This is a genomic window from Acidimicrobiia bacterium, from assembly GCA_041393965.1.
Lineage (GTDB): Bacteria > Actinomycetota > Acidimicrobiia > Spongiisociales > UBA5794 > UBA5794.
This window is the reverse complement of sequence record JAWKJB010000001.1, coordinates 78,387-95,496: the sequence shown is the minus strand read 5'-3', so window position 1 is coordinate 95,496 and position 17,110 is coordinate 78,387. Positions and strand designations below refer to the sequence as shown.

21 protein-coding genes are annotated in these 17,110 nt (G+C 63.8%); 20 read left to right on the top strand and 1 reads right to left on the bottom strand.

Features of this window, described 5'->3' with window-relative positions:
* The first annotated feature begins 10 nt into the window (after positions 1–10).
* The 11 genes from R2823_00500 to truA all read left to right on the top strand — a co-directional run bounded on the left by R2823_00500 (position 11) and on the right by truA (position 6,804).
* On the top strand, positions 11–748 hold the full coding sequence (locus tag R2823_00500) for a hypothetical protein (GenBank protein ID MEZ5174675.1): 738 nt from the start codon (positions 11–13) through the stop codon (positions 746–748).
* Positions 749–801: 53 nt separating this feature from the next.
* Positions 802–1,446, top strand: coding sequence for a hypothetical protein (locus tag R2823_00495; GenBank protein MEZ5174674.1), 645 nt, complete (start codon positions 802–804; stop codon positions 1,444–1,446).
* Positions 1,447–1,671: 225 nt separating this feature from the next.
* Positions 1,672–2,178 (top strand): hypothetical protein, encoded by a 507-nt coding sequence (locus tag R2823_00490; protein MEZ5174673.1) that lies wholly within the window; start codon positions 1,672–1,674, stop codon positions 2,176–2,178.
* A gap of 276 nt (positions 2,179–2,454) precedes the next feature.
* Positions 2,455–2,568 carry a 50S ribosomal protein L36 gene (rpmJ, locus tag R2823_00485; protein ID MEZ5174672.1) on the top strand — a complete coding sequence of 38 codons (114 nt, stop codon included), beginning with the start codon at positions 2,455–2,457 and terminating at the stop codon, positions 2,566–2,568.
* 6 nt (positions 2,569–2,574) lie between these two features.
* The gene (gene rpsM, locus R2823_00480) at positions 2,575–2,952 is read left to right on the top strand and encodes a 30S ribosomal protein S13 (protein ID MEZ5174671.1); all 378 of its coding nucleotides are present in this window, start codon (positions 2,575–2,577) and stop codon (positions 2,950–2,952) included.
* Positions 2,952–3,413: a 30S ribosomal protein S11 gene (rpsK, locus tag R2823_00475; protein ID MEZ5174670.1), complete on the top strand. Its 462-nt coding sequence runs from the start codon at positions 2,952–2,954 to the stop codon at positions 3,411–3,413. Before rpsM ends, rpsK begins: the two co-directional genes overlap by 1 nt.
* Positions 3,414–3,415: 2 nt before the next feature.
* Positions 3,416–4,021, top strand: coding sequence for a 30S ribosomal protein S4 (gene rpsD, locus R2823_00470; GenBank protein MEZ5174669.1), 606 nt, complete (start codon positions 3,416–3,418; stop codon positions 4,019–4,021).
* 34 nt (positions 4,022–4,055) lie between these two features.
* Entirely contained in the window at positions 4,056–5,012 is a 957-nt protein-coding gene (locus R2823_00465) for a DNA-directed RNA polymerase subunit alpha (GenBank protein ID MEZ5174668.1), read from the top strand.
* Positions 5,012–5,362 carry a 50S ribosomal protein L17 gene (gene rplQ / locus R2823_00460; GenBank protein ID MEZ5174667.1) on the top strand — a complete coding sequence of 117 codons (351 nt, stop codon included), beginning with the start codon at positions 5,012–5,014 and terminating at the stop codon, positions 5,360–5,362. The genes R2823_00465 and rplQ overlap by 1 nt, the downstream gene beginning before the upstream one ends.
* Before the next feature lie 9 nt (positions 5,363–5,371).
* Positions 5,372–5,986 carry a YIP1 family protein gene (locus R2823_00455; protein ID MEZ5174666.1) on the top strand — a complete coding sequence of 205 codons (615 nt, stop codon included), beginning with the start codon at positions 5,372–5,374 and terminating at the stop codon, positions 5,984–5,986.
* Between the two features lie 50 nt (positions 5,987–6,036).
* Entirely contained in the window at positions 6,037–6,804 is a 768-nt protein-coding gene (gene truA, locus R2823_00450) for a tRNA pseudouridine(38-40) synthase TruA (protein ID MEZ5174665.1), read from the top strand.
* A 57-nt stretch (positions 6,805–6,861) separates the two neighbouring features.
* Here truA and ilvA read toward each other — a convergent pair whose 3' ends face one another.
* Positions 6,862–8,055, bottom strand: a complete 1,194-nt coding sequence (gene ilvA, locus R2823_00445) for a threonine ammonia-lyase (GenBank protein ID MEZ5174664.1) — start codon at positions 8,053–8,055, stop codon at positions 6,862–6,864.
* Positions 8,056–8,162: 107 nt separating this feature from the next.
* Between ilvA and rplM the strand changes: the two genes are divergently transcribed.
* The 9 genes from rplM (at position 8,163) to R2823_00400 (ending at position 17,110) form a co-directional block, all read left to right on the top strand.
* Complete coding sequence (gene rplM / locus R2823_00440; protein ID MEZ5174663.1) at positions 8,163–8,651, top strand: 50S ribosomal protein L13; 489 nt, start codon at positions 8,163–8,165, stop codon at positions 8,649–8,651.
* A complete protein-coding gene (gene rpsI, locus R2823_00435; protein MEZ5174662.1) occupies positions 8,651–9,049 on the top strand; it encodes a 30S ribosomal protein S9 in 399 nt (132 codons plus the stop codon). Before rplM ends, rpsI begins: the two co-directional genes overlap by 1 nt.
* Positions 9,050–9,087: 38 nt before the next feature.
* Positions 9,088–10,410 (top strand): phosphoglucosamine mutase, encoded by a 1,323-nt coding sequence (gene glmM, locus R2823_00430; GenBank protein MEZ5174661.1) that lies wholly within the window; start codon positions 9,088–9,090, stop codon positions 10,408–10,410.
* Positions 10,411–10,699: 289 nt separating this feature from the next.
* Positions 10,700–12,523 carry a glutamine--fructose-6-phosphate transaminase (isomerizing) gene (gene glmS / locus R2823_00425; protein ID MEZ5174660.1) on the top strand — a complete coding sequence of 608 codons (1,824 nt, stop codon included), beginning with the start codon at positions 10,700–10,702 and terminating at the stop codon, positions 12,521–12,523.
* Between the two features lie 45 nt (positions 12,524–12,568).
* Complete coding sequence (gene acpS / locus R2823_00420) at positions 12,569–12,961, top strand: holo-ACP synthase (protein ID MEZ5174659.1); 393 nt, start codon at positions 12,569–12,571, stop codon at positions 12,959–12,961.
* Positions 12,958–14,379, top strand: coding sequence for an NAD(P)H-hydrate dehydratase (locus R2823_00415; GenBank protein MEZ5174658.1), 1,422 nt, complete (start codon positions 12,958–12,960; stop codon positions 14,377–14,379). The genes acpS and R2823_00415 overlap by 4 nt, the downstream gene beginning before the upstream one ends.
* A gap of 58 nt (positions 14,380–14,437) precedes the next feature.
* On the top strand, positions 14,438–15,559 hold the full coding sequence (gene alr, locus R2823_00410; protein ID MEZ5174657.1) for an alanine racemase: 1,122 nt from the start codon (positions 14,438–14,440) through the stop codon (positions 15,557–15,559).
* Positions 15,552–16,436 carry a P1 family peptidase gene (locus R2823_00405; GenBank protein ID MEZ5174656.1) on the top strand — a complete coding sequence of 295 codons (885 nt, stop codon included), beginning with the start codon at positions 15,552–15,554 and terminating at the stop codon, positions 16,434–16,436. Before alr ends, R2823_00405 begins: the two co-directional genes overlap by 8 nt.
* Entirely contained in the window at positions 16,433–17,110 is a 678-nt protein-coding gene (locus R2823_00400; protein MEZ5174655.1) for a uracil-DNA glycosylase, read from the top strand. Before R2823_00405 ends, R2823_00400 begins: the two co-directional genes overlap by 4 nt.

Below are 17,110 nucleotides of genomic sequence, written 5' to 3'. Positions count from 1 at the left end.
TGGAGGGAACATGCGGAAGTACCTGTTGTTTGTCTTGGCGCTCGCTTTGGTCGGCGCCGCATGCTCCGATGACGAAGTCGCAGACACGACGGTGCCTGTGACGCTCACCTCCACATCGTCGACTTCGACCACGACGATGGCGGCCACGACCACCACTGCGGCCACGACCACAACGACGACCACCGTGGCTACGACCACAACCGTGTCGGCAACGACGACCACCGTGGCAGGTGCGGTTGTTCGACTCACCGACGAAGGGATCTACGCCGGGGACCAGTGGATCTACTTCGGGTACGACGACGACGACACCGTGACCCACATCAATGGCGTGCTCGGTCCTCCAACGAAGGACACCGGCTGGATCGATGCATGGGGCGACTACGGCGTATGTCATCCACCGAAGATGCGTGCGGTCGAATGGGGTTCGCTCGTGACCCTGTACACCAATGGCGACACGGACTTCTGGACGGGCGGTGTCGAGCACTTCTACAGCTACTACTACACGGATGTCGCGAACCCACCGGATCTTCGGACACCCGAGAACATCGGGATCGGGTCGACGCTCGCGAATCTCAAGGCGGCGTATGATCCGACGAAGATCGTCATCGACGAGGCGTTCTTCGATCCCGGTACCGGGTTCTGGTCATACGACCTCACCGACTGGACGGGACTGTGGGGATACGCGACGGGGCAGGCCGACGCCGACACCATCACCTCGATCAACGGGGGACGAGGGTGTGGGGAGTAGGAAACGGTTCCTGACCGCTATCGTGTGAAAGCTCATCATCAGGAGGGATCCCCATGCGGAAGCTGATCATCATCGCCGTGCTTGCCGTGGTCGTCGCGGCGTGCAGCTCGGACGGATCCGACGCAACCACCACGACCACCACGGGCGGCGGAGGCTCAGGAACGACCACCACGGCTCCCGCGCCGGGCTCCACCGCTCCTGCTTCCACCACAACGACCAGCAAGCCGCCAGCAGCGCCTGCAGGGCTCGCCGAGTGCGTCATCGGGACATGGGAGCTCGACAGCCAGCACTTCTTCGACCAGATCGCAGCGGAAATGGACGAGGAGGACGGCGAGTTCACCTACCTCGGAGGCGCCTACCAGATCACGGCACAGCCCGACGGCACCTTCATCGACAAGCGGATCGACTGGCAGTTCGGGGTGTCCACTGACTTCGGCGACATGGAGCTGACCATCAACCACACCCAAATGGGGACATACACGGTCGATGACGGCACGATGTCAACGACCATCCCGGGGGGCCAGGGACCACCGGATGTCGCGCTCACGCTTGACGGTGAGCCGTTCGAGATCCCGGGCGGAATCACCCCGTTCGAATCACCGGATGCGTCGTTCGACACCGCGACACCCGATTGCGGTGACGACACGATGACCGTCAGCTTCGACGGCTACACATCCATCTGGACCCGCGTCGGGTAGGCCACAGCACCGGCCGCACGCGCGTACCCAGGGTTCCCGTTCAACGAAAAGGTCAACTCTGGCCCATAGAACGATGCAGCCACGACAGCGTCGTGCGCATCGAAGGCGGTTGCCGGAGCCGTTGCCAAGACGGTGACCGCATCAGGTGCACCGTTGTGCTTGAATTCTCATCATCAGGCCGGTGGGCCGGTTGGGTCACGGTAGGGATCTCGTGAGAGGGGAACCATGAAACGAGCAAGCTATTTGGTGGTGGTACTTGCCATCATCGGATTCGGGTGTTCTTCGGCGAACGACACGATTGCCGAACAGATTGCCGAGAACGTGGACGGCGTCAACAATGTCGACATTGACTCGGACTCGGGCCAGATCAGTGTCGAGACGGACGAAGGTTCCGTCACGATCGGAGGCGGCAGTGTCCCTGACGACCTGTTCGTCCCCCTTCCCGATGGCTACGATGTCCAAGCGGTTGTCGAGACCGATTCTGGCAGCAGCGTCAGTGTCGCGTACGATCAGGGTCGGTACGACGAGCTCGTCACCTACTTCCAGAATTGGACGAGCGCTGACTCGGCCGAGTGGGAACACGGCTCGATCAGCATGGATCAGGGAGGCTCGAACTTCCGGTCCGACAGCTGGTACACGAGCGATCGGGGCATCAATCTCTCCGATTGCATGACGGCAGCCGCGACCGATGGAAAGCCGAACGCTGCCTGCGTCCTCGTCACCACCGACTAGCCTCGCGAACAGCCTCGTTTGCGCCGTGCGGCGTGGCGATACGATTCGTCGCGGTCTACACTTGCGCCAACAGCTCGCATGAGCTGTGATTTGTTGTGAACAAGCGACGTCGTTGAGATCGGCGACCGTCGAGCCTCCACACCCCTCCCACGGGTTGCGCTCGGCCGTCGCTGGAGTAGATGTCAGTCACAGGGAACCGCTTGTCGGGTCCCGTGTGGGTGGCGCCCGCTCAGCTTCAAAGGGCGATGTCCGGAACCGAGACCACACAGGACCAACATGAAAGTCAGAGCGTCGGCGAAGAAGATGTGCGACAACTGTCGCGTCATCCGCAGACACGGGCGCGTGTGGGTCATCTGTCAGAACCCGCGGCACAAGCAGCGTCAGGGGTAAGCAGGCATGGCACGAATCGGCGGAGTCGATCTTCCAAGGGATAAGCGCATCGAGGTCGGGCTCACCTATGTCTACGGCATCGGGATCTCGAGCTCACGCACAACGCTCGGAGCGCTCGACATCGACATGGACACCAAGGTCAGGGACCTCTCGGATGCCGAAGTACTCAAGATCAGACAGTTCATCGAAGCGAACTACAAGATCGAGGGTGACCTCCGACGCGAGGTTGCCCAAAACATCAAGCGCAAGATCGAGATCGGCTGCTATCAGGGGCTGCGTCATCGTCGTGGGCTCCCGGTTCGCGGCCAGCGAACCCACACCAACGCCAGAACCCGCAAGGGCAAGCGCGTCGCCATCGCAGGGAAGAAGAAGGTGACGAAGTAATGACGACGGAATCACCAGAGCAGGCCGCGCCGGTGACGCCGGCGTCACCACCACCGGACGAGGAGGCAGCCGAGGCGGCCGTTCCCCAGCAGCGCCGCCGTCGGGGGAAGCGGACGATCACGCATGGTCAGGTGCACATCAAGGCCAGCTTCAACAACACGATCTTGACCATCACCGACCAGGACGGCAAGGTCGCCGCCTGGACCTCGGGTGGTTCGGTGGGCTTCAAGGGTTCACGCAAGTCGACACCGTACGCGGCACAGGTCGCCGCCGAGCAGGCGGCTCGCAAGGCTGGCGAGATGGGCGTCCGGAAGCTCGATGTCATCGTCAGAGGCTCGGGTTCCGGTCGTGAGACAGCCATCCGCACCCTTCAGAACATGGGAATCGAGATCACCGGAATCAAGGATGTGACGCCGGTTCCCCACAACGGCTGCCGCCCCAAGAAGCGGAAGGGTCGCTGACGATGGCTCGCTATACCGGCCCTCGCACCAAGGTCAGCCGTAGAGCACGCCAACTGCTCGACGAGAACAAGGCAAAATACTACGACCGTCGCCCGTACCCGCCAGGCCAGCATGGCCGTGGGCGCATCCGTGAGTCCCAGTACCAGATCCAGCTTCGAGAGAAGCAGAAGCTCAAGTTCATGTACGGCGTGCTCGAGAAGCAGTTCCGCAGGTACTACCGCAACGCAGCAAGCAAGAGCGGCATCACTGGCACGAACCTGCTGGCGATCCTCGAGACCCGCCTCGACAATGTCGTGTACCGCGCCGGATTCGCGAGCACGAGGCCCCAGGCTCGCCAGCTCGTGAACCACGGTCACTTCCTCGTCAATGGCCGAAAGGTCGACATCCCCTCCTATGAGGTCCGTGCAGGCGATGTGGTCACGGTCAAGGAACGCTCACGCGAGGTGCTCCCGATCCAGCACGCCATCGACACGGTTGGTCGAACGGTCCCCGAGTGGCTGGCAGCGGACGGCAAGGGTCGGACAATCACCGTTGATGCGATACCAAGCCGGGAACAGATCGACACCGACATCAAGGAACAACTCATCGTCGAGCTCTACTCCAAGTAGCGCACCACGGCGAGCAGCGAACACAGGAGCGATCGTGCTGATCACCCAACGCCCCACAATCGAAGAAGAGCCCGTCAACGAGGAACGATCGAAGTTCGTCGTCGGACCACTCGAGCCCGGCTTCGGGTACACGCTCGGGAACACGATGCGTCGCACCCTCCTTGCCAGGATCCCGGGCGCGGCCATCACCTCAGTTCGGATCGACGGCGTCCAGCACGAGTTCTCAACCGTTGAAGGCGTTGTCGAAGATGTGGTCGACTTCATTCTGAACCTCAAGCAGGTCGTGCTGCGCATCGAAACGGACGAGCCCGTCACGCTGTACCTCTCCGCGAAGGGCAAGGGGGAGGTCACCGCCGGGGACATCAACGCCCCAGCGGGTGTCGAGGTCATCAACAGCGACCTGCACCTCGCCGAGCTCTCATCGAGTGGCAAGCTCGAGGTCGAGATGACCGCAGAGCGTGGCGTCGGGTACCGATCCGCAGATCGCAACAAGAAGAGCGAGGCCATCGGTGTGATCCCGATCGATTCGATCTTCTCGCCGGTGCGCAAGGTCGCCTACCGGGTTGAGAACACCCAGGTGGGGCAGCGCACCGACTTCGACAAGCTGATCCTCGACATCGAGACCGATAGCTCAATCACCCCAGCCGAGGCCATCTCGTCGGCGGGAGGAACCCTCAAGAACCTCTTCGAGCTCTTCGCCGAGATGGAAGAGTACGACGCGCTCATCCCCGACGAGCTCACACCGTCGGAGGTGTCGGGTCACGAACACCTCGATCTTCCAATCGAGGCACTTGATCTCTCCGAGCGGCCCCGCAACTGCCTCCGACGCGCCCAGATCCAGACCGTCGGCGAGTTGATCGAGAAGACGGAAGAGGATCTGCTCAACATCACGAACTTCGGCATGAAGAGCCTCGAAGAGGTCGTCGCAAAGCTCGACGAGCTCGGTTTCGGACTCAAGAACTACGCCGATGCGGACACGAGCGTCGTCTGATGCCTCGGCCGAAAAAGGGGCCTCGTCTCGGGGCCAGTCCGTCGCACCAACGCAAGATCCTTGCGAACCTCACGGTGTCGCTGATCGAGCATGAAGAGGTCACGACCACCCATGCCAAGGCAAGGGCGCTTCGCCCCTACGCAGAGAAGGTGATCACGAGGGCGGGACGGGGAGATCTTCATGCCCGCCGAACGATCCTCAAGCGGATCGAGAACAACGACGCGGTCACGAAGCTCTTCGATGATGTGGCTCCTCGGTATGTGGACCGGCCCGGTGGCTATCTCAGGATCACCAAGCTCGGCCCCAGAAGGGGTGACGGTGCCGAAATGGCGAAGGTGGAGCTGATCTGAGCAACACCCGTGACGCCACGCGTCACGGCGATGCCGGGTCACAGCCACCGCGGCGGTACCCTCCCGTCGACCGCACACCAAGGGACGACACTCGTGGGCGTCGTGTTTCACCGCCTCTTCCAAACGATCAAGCTCGAACGCGATGCGTTTGTGTGGATGGATTTCAACGATCGAGCGACCGGCGACGCCGCCATTCTCGTCGGAATCACCCAGGTCCTCCTCGTCATCGGGACCGGAACGAGCCTCGGCCGTCTTGTCGCGCACCCGTTCGACATCGTCTCCCTCCTCATCTCGGCAGCGATCTTCTGGCTCCTGTACGCGGCCGCGACCTACGCGATCGTGAGGTTCCTCCTCGACGGCCACGGTTCGTTCCCGCTCTATCTTCGGATCGCTGGCTTCGCCTATCCCACCCTGCTGCTGCTCGTCTTTTCCAACCTGCTGTTCAGCTACGACCAGTTCATCCTGATCCTCGTGGTGGGCGCCGCTTGGTTCGTTCTGATCATGGCGAGAGGTGTGTCGTACGCGTCCGACTTCCCCACATCGAAGGCCCTTGTCGCGTCAGTCGGGGGATACATCGCTGTCCTCATCGTGCAACAGGTCGCCGTGGGCCTGAGGGTCTTCTAGTGGCCGAACGCTCAACGAGAACCTTCACCGAATGGGGTACTGAGCTGTAGATGCCGACCTACCGGATGGATCTGGCCTACGACGGATCATCATTCCACGGCTATGCCGCGCAACCGAACCTCCGAACAGTGCAAGGGGAACTCGAGACGGCGCTCGCACCCCACACCGCTGGCGCTGCGACCCAGGTCGCCGGGAGAACCGACAAGGGGGTGCATGCAACCGCGCAGGTCGTTTCGTTCGTATCGCGCGACATCAACACGGCGTATGTCGTCGAATCCCTCAACAGGCAGCTCGCACCCGAGATCGCCGTCCACCGCCTTATCCAAGTGGACAACGGTTTCGATGCTCGCCGAAGCGCAACCGGCCGTGCGTACCGCTACCGGATCCTCAACTCCCCGATCCATGACCCGTTGCTCGCCAGAACAACATGGCATGTGAAGGAGCCGCTTGATGTTCAGCTCATGAACAAAGCCGCGAGGTACTTCGTCGGTGAACACGACTTCGCTGCTTTCTGTCGCCGCTACAGGGATCGATCCATGGTGCGAAGGCTCGACTGGGCAGTGTGGAGGCGCACCAACGACCTTATCGATCTTTCGATCGGTGCGGCCGCCTTCTGCCACCAGATGGTCCGATCCATCGCAGCGCTTTGTGTTGCGGTGGGCCACGGTTCGATCGACCCGTCGACGATGCCCGAGATCCTCGAATCCGGCGATCGCAGTCTCACCCCCGGCGTGGCCCCTGCGCATGGGTTGACCCTCGTCGCCGTGTCGTATCACCCCGACCCGCTCCCACGCCCGTCCTGGGCGACCTGGGCCTAGTCCAGCCCCATGTGAGCAACCGACCACGATCGGATGTCGGGCAGGGTCTCCAAGGGCCTACTCGATCATGTCGTCGTCGAGTGCTGACAGGATTGCTTCGAAGTGTTCCTTGGAGCGCGTCTCGATCGACAGCTTGATCCTCACGGTCCCGAACGCAAGCCCGGTCCCTTCACGGTGGTGCTCGACGGAAAGGACATTGCCACCGAGATCCCCGACCTTCGTGAGCACCCCGGCGAGGTGTCCGGGACGATCGGGCACGGTGATCGCAAACGAGGCGTACCTCCCCCGGGTCTCCAGTCCGTGCCGGATCACCGAATCGAGAAGGAGCAGGTCGATGTTGCCGCCGGAGAGCACGATCACGGTCCTGCCGGTACCCGTGACGACACCGTTGAGGACGGCTGCGACCCCTGCCGCACCCGACGGCTCCACGAGGTATTTCGCTCGTTCGAGGAGCAGGGCGACGGACTCAGTGATCTGGTGGTCGGGCACGGTGACGAGGTCATCCACATGTTCTTCGATGATCTCGAAACAGGTTTGCGACGGGCGTGACACGGCAATGCCGTCAGCGATCGTCGGCTCTGCCTGGATCGGCACCGCGGCTCCGGTGGTCCGCGCCTCGAGGTAGGTCGGAACGGCCTTGGCATGCACCCCGACGATCCGCACATCGGGACGCCTGGTCTTGACGGCGAGCGCGACCCCCGAGATCAGGCCGCCACCACCGACCGGGAGCACCACTGTTTCGACATCGGGGACCTGTTGGAGAATCTCGAGACCGAGGGTTCCCTGGCCAGCGATGATGTGTGGATCGTCATAGGGATGGATCAACACCGCGCCGTGCTCTCGTGCGAATGCAACACCGAGGTCCGTCGCCTCCGCGAGGTCGGAACCGCCCAGTTCGACCGTCGCGCCGTAGGCAACCGTCGCAGCGACCTTCGGAATGGCGGCGCTCTCGGGCATGAAGACGGTCGCCGCGATCCCGAGTTCGCGGGCAGCAAGGGCTACCCCTTGGGCGTGATTCCCCGCGGACGCTGCGACCACACCGGCCCGCTTACGGCGTTCGGGAAGCAGCGAGATGGCGTTCATGGCCCCCCGGATCTTGAATGATCCGGTTCGCTGCAGGTTTTCGGCCTTCAGGAGGACCTCACATCCGGTGAGTCGGGAGAAGGAAACCGAAGGAAGTGTTGGGGTTTCCAACACCACCGACCGGATCCGTGCATCCGCGGCTTGGACATCGTCGAGTGTGACCGGCATCCCGAACACAGTAGACGGAATCGATGGCGCCATGATCCCGCCGACGGTTGCCGTTTGTGCTGTATGAGCGGTACCATCCGGGCGTCCCCGCGCGGGACGGCTCCCTGATGCCAGTTCGAGGACTGCTGTTCGTGAAAGCCAAGCTGCACAAGACCTATTCGCCAACACAGAGCGACCTCGCGCGCTCGTGGTATGTCGTCGATGCGACCGGCGTTCCCCTCGGCCGTCTCGCTTCCGAGGTCGCCCAGATCCTCCGCGGCAAGCACAAACCGACCTATGCGCCACATCTCGACGGCGGTGACCATGTGATCATCGTGAACGCCGCGAAGGTCCACGCCTCGGGGAACAAGGAGACCGAGAAGGTCTATTACCGGCACTCGGGCTACCCGGGTGGGTTACGGGCAGAGACCTTCTCCCAGGTCCGCCGTGACCACCCCGAGCGTCTCGTCGAGTCCGCCGTTCGTGGCATGCTGCCGAAGAACCGACTTGGTCGGCAGATGTTCCGCAAGCTCAAGGTCTATCCGGGCCCTGAGCACCCCCACGCGGCCCAGCAGCCGGAACCGATGACCCTCACCCACCGAAAGGCTGACTCCTGATGGCCAACCCGAAGCCACTCACCCAAACGACCGGTCGCCGCAAGAGCTCCGTGGCACGGGTACGCCTCTACGACGGAACCGGCGAGTACCACATCAACGGCCGCACCCTTGACGACTACTTCAGCGATCCCGCTCTCCGTCGCCGTGTCCACGAGGCGTTCAAGGTCACCGACCTCGAAGGTCGGTACGATGTCCACGCGAGCCTCCACGGCGGTGGCTTCACCGGGCAGAGCGATGCGCTGCGGCTCGGAATCGCGCGAAGCCTCATCGTGATCGACCCCGACCTCCGCCCACCCCTCAAGCGTGAGGGCATGCTGAGGCGTGACGCCCGACGCGTGGAGCGGAAGAAGTACGGCTTGCGCAAAGCTCGCCGAGCGCCGCAGTTCACCAAGCGGTAGATTGCCCTCGGGTCCGGCACCCGGAGGAGTCGGTCTGGATGGATCATGCAACCCAACGCCTGTTCGGAACCGACGGTGTTCGAGGCGTCGCCAACACGGAGCTGACGGCTGACCTCGCGCTCGATCTGGCGAGGGCAGCGGGGGCGATGATCGATGGTCCGGTTGTGATCGGACGGGACACCCGACGATCGGGAGCGATGCTCGCCTCGAGCGTGGCCTCCGGGTTCAACTCGGTCGGTATCGACACCGTCGACCTCGGGATCATCCCGGTCGGTGGCGTTTCACGGCTCACCCGCGACATCGGAGCCTCGCTCGGTGTCATGGTTTCTGCGTCACACAATCCAGCGGCCGACAACGGCATCAAGTTCTTCGGGAGAGACGGCGCCAAGCTGTCGGATGCCGATGAGGCGACGATCGAAGCGAACTTCTTCGCCGGTGTCCCGACAACCCGCCCACTCGGAGCATCGGTCGGTCTCCAGACGAGGATCGACGACGCCGTCGAACGGTACATCGATCGTATCGCTCGAACCGCCCAGTACTCCATGAAGGGCCTCGAATTCGTGCTCGACTGCGCCAATGGTGCCGCATTCGCCGCGGCCCCTGCCCTCGTCGACCGGGTCGGTGCCACAGCGACGGTCATTGCTGATGTCCCTGACGGCATGAACATCAACGACGGAGTCGGCGCGACCCATCCCGAAGCCGTCGCTTCGATCGCGCGTGGCAAGGTGGCGTTCGCGTTCGACGGAGACGCCGACCGGCTCATCGCCGTTGACGAGGATGGTGAGGTCTGTGACGGCGATGTCATCATGGCGATCTTCGCCAAGTGGCAGCACGACCGGGGCAAGCTCACACGCAACAAAGTTGTTGCGACGGTGATGTCCAACCTTGGCTTCCACAAAGCCATGGAGCGCCTCGGCATCGAGGTGGTCGTCACCCCGGTTGGGGACCGCCATGTCGTTGAGGAGATGCGCAGAACGAAGGCGATCGTCGGGGGAGAACAGTCCGGTCACATTCTTCTTGAGGATCGGTCGACCGGTGACGGGCTCCGTACGGCGCTCCGACTCATGGAGGTCCTCGCGGCAACCGGCAAGCCGCTCACCGAGTTGCGCACGGTGATGACCGTTCTTCCGCAGGTGTTGGTGAATGTCCCTGTGGATTCCAAGGACGGCTTCGAAGGAGATGCCGAGGTGCGGAATGCGATCCGCGAAGCCAAGCGCGCCCTCGGGCCGCGGGGAAGGATCGTCGTGAGGCCGTCAGGTACCGAGCCGTTGATCCGCGTCATGGTCGAGGCTCCCACGGCGGGGGAGGCGCAGACCGTCGCCGATTCCGTCGCCGACTCGGTGCGGTCCAACTTCGCATGACGATGCGATTAGGCGTGGCGCAATTCGCCTTCTGCCCTATGCTCGCGGCGACAACCTGACGCGGGGATACCCAACCATTCAGCGCCAGCCCTCGGTGAGAACCCGAGGCGACGAGGTAGAGGGAGTATCGAAGTGTTCGGCGGATGCCCTCTCGGCCCTTCACGGTCGTGACGGTTCGGATCAAAAACGGTGGGTGACCGCCGTGACAGAACCCGAATCGAAGTGAGCGGACCACCACCGTGGTCCCGACGCCGTATCTCCCGTCACCGACGAAAGGAGATCGCGCGCGATGTGCGGGATCATGGGATATGTCGGTCAGCGACAGGCTGCTCCGATACTCGTTGACGGTCTCAGGCGTCTCGAGTACCGCGGATACGACTCGGCGGGTATTGCTGTCACGAACGGCGCCATCGCCGTGCGCAAGGCGCAGGGCAAGATCGTCAACCTCGAGGCGCTTCTCGACTCGGCGCCGCTGTCGGGATCGATCGGTATCGGGCACACTCGATGGGCGACGCACGGTGTCCCGACCGATGCCAACGCGCACCCCCACACCGATCCGTCTGGGGAGTTCGTTGTGGTCCACAACGGAATCATCGAGAACTTCCAGACGCTCAAGAACGATCTCGTTGCCACCGGTGCCCGATTCGAGAGCGACACCGACTCGGAAGTGCTCGCCCATCTCGTGGCGAGGGCGTACGACGGCGACCTTGCCGAGGCCGTCCGCAGGGCCGTCGCTCTCGCGGAAGGGGCATACGCGATGGTTGCCATGTCAAGGCGCGAGCCGAGGAAGATCGTCGCGGTCCGGAAGATCAGTCCGCTCGTCGTCGGGCTCGGGGACGGCGAGACCTTTCTGGCATCCGACATTCCCGCAGTGCTGCACCACACGAGGGATTTCCTGATCGTCGAAGATGACGAGCTTGTGGTCGTGACCGAACACGGTGCAACCGTCGAGACAATCGACGGTGAGCGGATCGATCGTGAAGTGATCCACATCGATTGGGACGCCGAGCAGGCCGAAAAGGGCGGCTTTGAGCATTTCATGTTGAAGGAGATCCACGAGCAGCCCGCCGTGATCACCGAGACCCTCGCAGGGCGCCTTGCTCAGGACGGTTCGGTGTGGCTTGAGGATGTCGGCTTCGACGATGAGTTCGCGGCGTCGATCGACCGCGTGTGGATCACGGCATGCGGGACGGCGTTCCATGCCGGTCTCATTGGCCAGGAGGTCTTCAGGAGGGTCCTTCGGCTGCCTGCCAATGTGGAGTACGCCCATGAGCTCCGATATGCGGACCCGATCATCGGACCGAACGAGCTGACCGTTGCGATCTCGCAATCGGGGGAGACGGCCGACACGCTCGCCGCGGCACGACTCGCGGTCGATTCGGGTTCTCGCCTGTTGTCGATCACCAATGTCGTCGGTTCAACGCTGTCGCGCTATGCCGACGACATCCTGTACACCCGTGCGGGGCCGGAGATCTCGGTTGCGTCCACCAAGGCGTATCTCGCCATGCTGATCGCGCAGTACCTCCTCGCGCTCAGGCTCGGTGCGGCACGGGGAACGGTCGATCGCCAGCTCGCCGAACGGGTCGCGCACGGCCTGCATCTGCTCCCCGGAGTCATCGAGGAGGTGCTCGCACGGGAGGACCAGGCGGTGACGGCTGCTGAGTCCATGGTGGAAGCCGACGATGTCTACTTCATCGGAAGAGGTCTCGACTACGCCGTGGCGATGGAGGGGTCGCTCAAGCTCAAGGAGATCTCGTATCTCCATTCCGAGGCGATGCCAGCTGGGGAGCTCAAACACGGGACCCTCGCGCTCATCACCGAAGGAGTTCCGGTCGTGGTCATCCTGACGCAGCGATCGGTCTACAACAAGGTGATCTCCGCGGTGCAAGAGGTGAAGGCCCGCGGGGGTCGCATCATCGCCGTGGCGTACGACACCGACACGGAGATCGCATCACATGCCGATGCGGTCCTGCGGATCCCCGAGATGGAGGACCTGCTGGCCCCCGTTGCAGCGGTGGTACCTCTCCAGCTGCTCGCATACCATGTCGCGAGGATGCGTGGGCACGACATCGATCAGCCCCGCAACCTCGCCAAAAGCGTCACGGTGGAGTGACCAAACCCTGGGTACGCGGGAACCGTCGGTCGCTACGATCGCGGCATGGAGATCGTTGGCCTCGGTGTGGATTTGGCGGAGGTGTCGCGCGTACGGCGGTTGCTTGCTCGCGATGCCGACCGGTTCCGGCGCCGGTGCTTCACCGATGGGGAATGGCAGTACGCCCACCGCTTCCGCGATCCATCCGAGCGTCTCGCCGCGAGGTTCGCTGGCAAGGAGGCGGTGATGAAGTCGATGTTCACCGGATGGCGGAGGATTCCGTGGACGGATGTCGAGATCACCGGTGGCGGACCTCCCCGCGTGGAGGTGCATGGCAAGGCGGCCCTTCGTGCGGACATGCTCGGCGTGCGAGACTTCAAGATCACGATCACCCACACCGCTGGGACCGCACTCGTGTTCGTCGTCGCCGTGGGTGACCACAGGGAAACGCAACCATGAGACCGGTCCTGTCGGTCGCCGAGATGCGGAGCGTCGACGCTGCGGCCTCCCTCGATGTCGACCGTCTCATGGATCGGGCAGGGTTCGCCGTGGCTTTCGCCGCCCACGATCTCGGTGCGGGCTACGGGGCTCGGGTGGATGTGTTGTGCGGCAAGGGGAACAACGGAGGAGACGGCTATGTGGCTGCGACCCATCTCGCACGACGCGGCGCGGCGGTCACTGTTCACGCATTCGGCGAACCGGCTGAAGGGACACCGGTCCATCGGGCACGCGAGCGCGCACTCCGATCAGGCGTTGCCGTCGGCTCACAGGCGACACCACCGCGAACCGATGTCGTCATCGACGCCGTTGTCGGCACGGGATTCCAGGGTGACCTTCAGCCTGAGCTCGCCCCATGGGCCGGCTTCGACGCACCGGTCGTTGCCGTTGACATCCCATCCGGTCTCGATGGCGACTCCGGCAGCGCGTCCGGCGTCGTGTTCTCCGCCGATATCACCGTCACATTCCACTCCCTCAAGCCTGGGCATCTCCTCGGCAGGGGACCGGACCTGTGCGGTGAGGTGCGGGTGGTCGACATCGGCCTGTCAGGAGGCAAACCCACGATGGTCCACATGGAGGATCACGATGTCGTCGTCCCCTACCGGCCCCGGACCGCCCACAAATGGTCCGCTGGCGCGGTCGCGACCATGGGAGGGATGCCCGGTCTCACGGGCGCTGCCCTGCTCACGGCGCGCAGTGCCCTCGCCGCAGGCGCAGGAGTGTCGAATCTCATCGCGACGCCCGCCACGGCAACGACCTATGCAACCCAGGCTCCCGACATTCCGATATTGGTCATCGACGAGGTCACGACTCCCTCGGATGCAGCGACTCTCCTTGAACGCCTTGGACGATTCGACGCTCTCGTCGTTGGTCCGGGGCTCGAGCCCGCATCCCGTTCTTTCGTCGAGGCACTCGTCGCCACATTCGATGGGCCGCTCATCCTTGATGCAGGTGCACTCAACGCGTTGGAGGACCCAGAACCGATTCGTCAACGGGACGGTGCCACGATCCTCACGCCCCACGCCGGCGAGTTCCAGCGGCTCGCCGGCGAGCCGCCGAGTGTCGAATCCGTCCGCCGACTTGCCGACACCACCGGGGCGATCGTCGTAGCGAAGGGCAGTCCGACGCTCGTGGCACACGGCCGCGTGATCGTCGACGATGCTGGCGGACCGGAACTCGCAACCATCGGATCGGGGGATGTGCTCGCGGGCATGATCGCAGCGTTCGCAGCCACCTCGCGAAACCTCGAGTCCGCCGTGGTGTCAGCCGTTCACCTCCATGGTGTGGCGGGATCGATCGCGCGGGACCTCGGGACCGTGACCGCAACGGAGCTGCTCGCTGCCGTTGGGCCGACGGTAGGGGCCTTCACAACGGCGTGACGCAGTCGTTCCATGTCGGCCGTTGGACTACCGTTGTCATTCCCGGTTCCGGAGATGTATGCGTCCGTCGTGGATCGAGATCGATCTCGATGCGATCGAGCACAACGCTCGTGAGATCGCATCGCGCATAGCCCCCGCCTCGCTGTGTGCGGTCATCAAGGCAGACGCATACGGTCACGGTGATGTCCCCGTCGCTGAAGCTGTGACACGGGGAGGTGCCCGGATGCTCGCCGTCGCGCTTGTCGAAGAGGGCGTCCGGCTCCGTGAGGCCGACATCGATCAGCCGATCCTCGTGCTCTCGGAGCCGCTGATGGCAGACACTGCCGAGATCGTCACGCACGGGCTCACGCCCACGGCGTACCGGATGGAGTTCGTGGAACGCCTCGCATCGGAAGCCGATGCGCTCGGAATCACCCCGTACCCACTCCATGTGAAGCTCGACACGGGCATGCACAGGGTCGGTGCTCGGAAGGCTGAAGCCATTGCACTTGCGCGGGCGGTGCATGCAGATCACCGACTCGAGCTCACCGGTGTTTTCACGCATTTCGCGGTTTCGGACGAAGACCCCGACTTCACCATCACCCAAAACGCGGCACTCACCGATTTTGTTGCGGTGTTGGCAGACGAAGGCATCGAGCCGAAACTCGTCCATGCCGCAAACACCGCTGCCGCGCTCGACTTCCCTGAGACCCACCACGACATGTGCCGTGTCGGTCTCGGCCTGTACGGCATGCGACCAACGCCGGGGTCGGGGCGAGGTGTTGATCTCCGCCCCGCCATGCGGGTCGTCAGCCATGTCGCGTATCTCCTCGATCTCGACGCCGGCGAGCGGCCTTCGTATGGAAGGATCAGGGCGCTCCCGGAGGCGGGTCGGGTCGCTACGGTCCCGATCGGCTACGCGGATGGCGTACCGAGACAACTCTCGGCGCCGGGATCTGTGCTCATCGGCGGCAACCGGTACCGGCACGCCGGGAATGTCACGATGGACATGATCATCGTCGATGTCGGAAGCGACCCGATCGAGCGGGGAGACGAGGTCGTTCTCCTCGGCGCCCAGGGAGGCGACGCAATCCTAGCCGAGGAGTGGGCCGACCTCCTCGGCGTTATCAACTACGAAGTGATCTGCTCTTTCGGACCGAGGCTCCCGAGACGGTACCTCGGTGGGACCCACCGTGGATAACCGCACGATCACGGCCATACCCGGTGTTCGGGTCGGCCACCACACGATGACCGAGGCGTCGACGGGGGTCACCGTGGTGACCTTTCCCACACCGAATGTCGGGGTCGTCGATGTGCGAGGAGGCGGTCCCGGAACGCGGGAGATCGGTGTGCTGGGTGACGCCACCAAGCCGATTCCGATCGACGCGATCGTGCTCTCGGGCGGTTCGGCCTTCGGGTTGGCGGCAGCAGACGGCGTCGTCGAGGATCTCGCAGCTCTCGGACGCGGCGTCCCGACCCCAGCCGGCCCGGTTCCGATCGTGCCCTCGGCGATCATCTTCGACCTCATGATCGGCGATCCCACCGTCCGTCCCGGCGCGCCCGAGGGCGCTGCAGCGTTTCGTGCCCGAACCGACGCACCGGTTGCAATGGGCTCCGTCGGCGCCGGTACCGGCGCGACGATCAACAAGTGGGATGGCACTGACGGCATCGTCAAAGGCGGTGTCGGCTCGTTCGCCATCGGCGTCGACCGATGCGCCGTCGGTGCCCTCGCCGTCGTCAACGCCGTTGGTGGGCTGGTCGACGGAGCACTCTACGATCGAGGCAACCCTGAAGCGGGCCTTGCACCGCGCCTGTCGTTCGGCGCCGCGCAGAACACCACACTTGTCGTCGTGGCGACGGATGCGGGGATCATCGATCGCAACGAGTTGCGGCGTGTCGCCATCCGAGCTCACGACGCCCTCGGTGCGACAATCGTCCCGGCTCACACTCGCTACGACGGCGACACGGTGTTCGTCGTATCGGCTGGCCTCGACCGAGGGGTGGATGTCGACGCGGTCGCCGAGGCAGCGTTTCGGTGCGTCGCCGAATCGATCCGACTTGCGGTGGAGCACGCATGACGCTCGACTACTCCCACATCGCCACCCTCGACGAGCTCTCCTCGATCGCGGCAAACTGCACGGATTGCCCGCTGTCCGCAACAAGAACCAATGTCGTGTTTGCTGCCGGCCGTGGCGATGCCGATGTGATGGTCGTGGGTGAGGGACCGGGCCAGCAGGAGGACGAACAGGGGGAACCGTTCGTCGGGCGTTCAGGTCAGCTCCTCACCGACCTGCTCGCCGAGGCCGACATCGCACGCGACGATGTCTACATCGCCAATGTCGTCAAATGCAGACCTCCACACAACCGGGACCCGAAACCCGAGGAGATCGATGCCTGCAAACCGTATCTGCGTCGCCAGATCGAGCTGGTCGATCCGAAGGTCGTCATCACCCTCGGAAACTTCTCCTCGAAGCTCCTGATGCCGACGACGGTGGGCATCACGCAGCTGCGCGGGAGCTTCTATCCATGGTGGGGCAGGTATCTCGTCCCGACCTTCCATCCCGCCGCCGCTCTGCGCGGAGGACGGTCGGTCACCGACAACATCCGCTCCGACATCGCGATCGTGCGGGCACTCCTCGACGGTAAGCTCGGGAACCAACCGGACCGCGACCGTTCACACGAGCCGGACCGCCCCCGTTCCCGAGATCGTTCCCGAGATGAGCAGCTCGGGCTGTTCGGAGCCACACCCTGA

Bases quoted from the DNA above. Each gene is read 5' to 3' on its own strand.
- R2823_00500 (MEZ5174675.1), top strand. From the start codon at position 11: ATGCGGAAGTACCTGTTGTTTGTCTTGGCGCTCGCTTTGGTCGGCGCC.
- R2823_00495 (MEZ5174674.1), top strand. From the start codon at position 802: ATGCGGAAGCTGATCATCATCGCCGTGCTTGCCGTGGTCGTCGCGGCG.
- R2823_00490 (MEZ5174673.1), top strand. From the start codon at position 1,672: ATGAAACGAGCAAGCTATTTGGTGGTGGTACTTGCCATCATCGGATTC.
- rpmJ (MEZ5174672.1), top strand. From the start codon at position 2,455: ATGAAAGTCAGAGCGTCGGCGAAGAAGATGTGCGACAACTGTCGCGTC.
- rpsM (MEZ5174671.1), top strand. From the start codon at position 2,575: ATGGCACGAATCGGCGGAGTCGATCTTCCAAGGGATAAGCGCATCGAG.
- rpsK (MEZ5174670.1), top strand. From the start codon at position 2,952: ATGACGACGGAATCACCAGAGCAGGCCGCGCCGGTGACGCCGGCGTCA.
- rpsD (MEZ5174669.1), top strand. From the start codon at position 3,416: ATGGCTCGCTATACCGGCCCTCGCACCAAGGTCAGCCGTAGAGCACGC.
- rplQ (MEZ5174667.1), top strand. From the start codon at position 5,012: ATGCCTCGGCCGAAAAAGGGGCCTCGTCTCGGGGCCAGTCCGTCGCAC.
- truA (MEZ5174665.1), top strand. From the start codon at position 6,037: ATGCCGACCTACCGGATGGATCTGGCCTACGACGGATCATCATTCCAC.
- ilvA (MEZ5174664.1), bottom strand. From the start codon at position 8,055: ATGCCGGTCACACTCGACGATGTCCAAGCCGCGGATGCACGGATCCGG.
- rplM (MEZ5174663.1), top strand. From the start codon at position 8,163: ATGCCAGTTCGAGGACTGCTGTTCGTGAAAGCCAAGCTGCACAAGACC.
- rpsI (MEZ5174662.1), top strand. From the start codon at position 8,651: ATGGCCAACCCGAAGCCACTCACCCAAACGACCGGTCGCCGCAAGAGC.
- glmM (MEZ5174661.1), top strand. From the start codon at position 9,088: ATGGATCATGCAACCCAACGCCTGTTCGGAACCGACGGTGTTCGAGGC.
- glmS (MEZ5174660.1), top strand. From the start codon at position 10,700: ATGTGCGGGATCATGGGATATGTCGGTCAGCGACAGGCTGCTCCGATA.
- acpS (MEZ5174659.1), top strand. From the start codon at position 12,569: ATGGAGATCGTTGGCCTCGGTGTGGATTTGGCGGAGGTGTCGCGCGTA.
- R2823_00415 (MEZ5174658.1), top strand. From the start codon at position 12,958: ATGAGACCGGTCCTGTCGGTCGCCGAGATGCGGAGCGTCGACGCTGCG.
- alr (MEZ5174657.1), top strand. From the start codon at position 14,438: ATGCGTCCGTCGTGGATCGAGATCGATCTCGATGCGATCGAGCACAAC.
- R2823_00400 (MEZ5174655.1), top strand. From the start codon at position 16,433: ATGACGCTCGACTACTCCCACATCGCCACCCTCGACGAGCTCTCCTCG.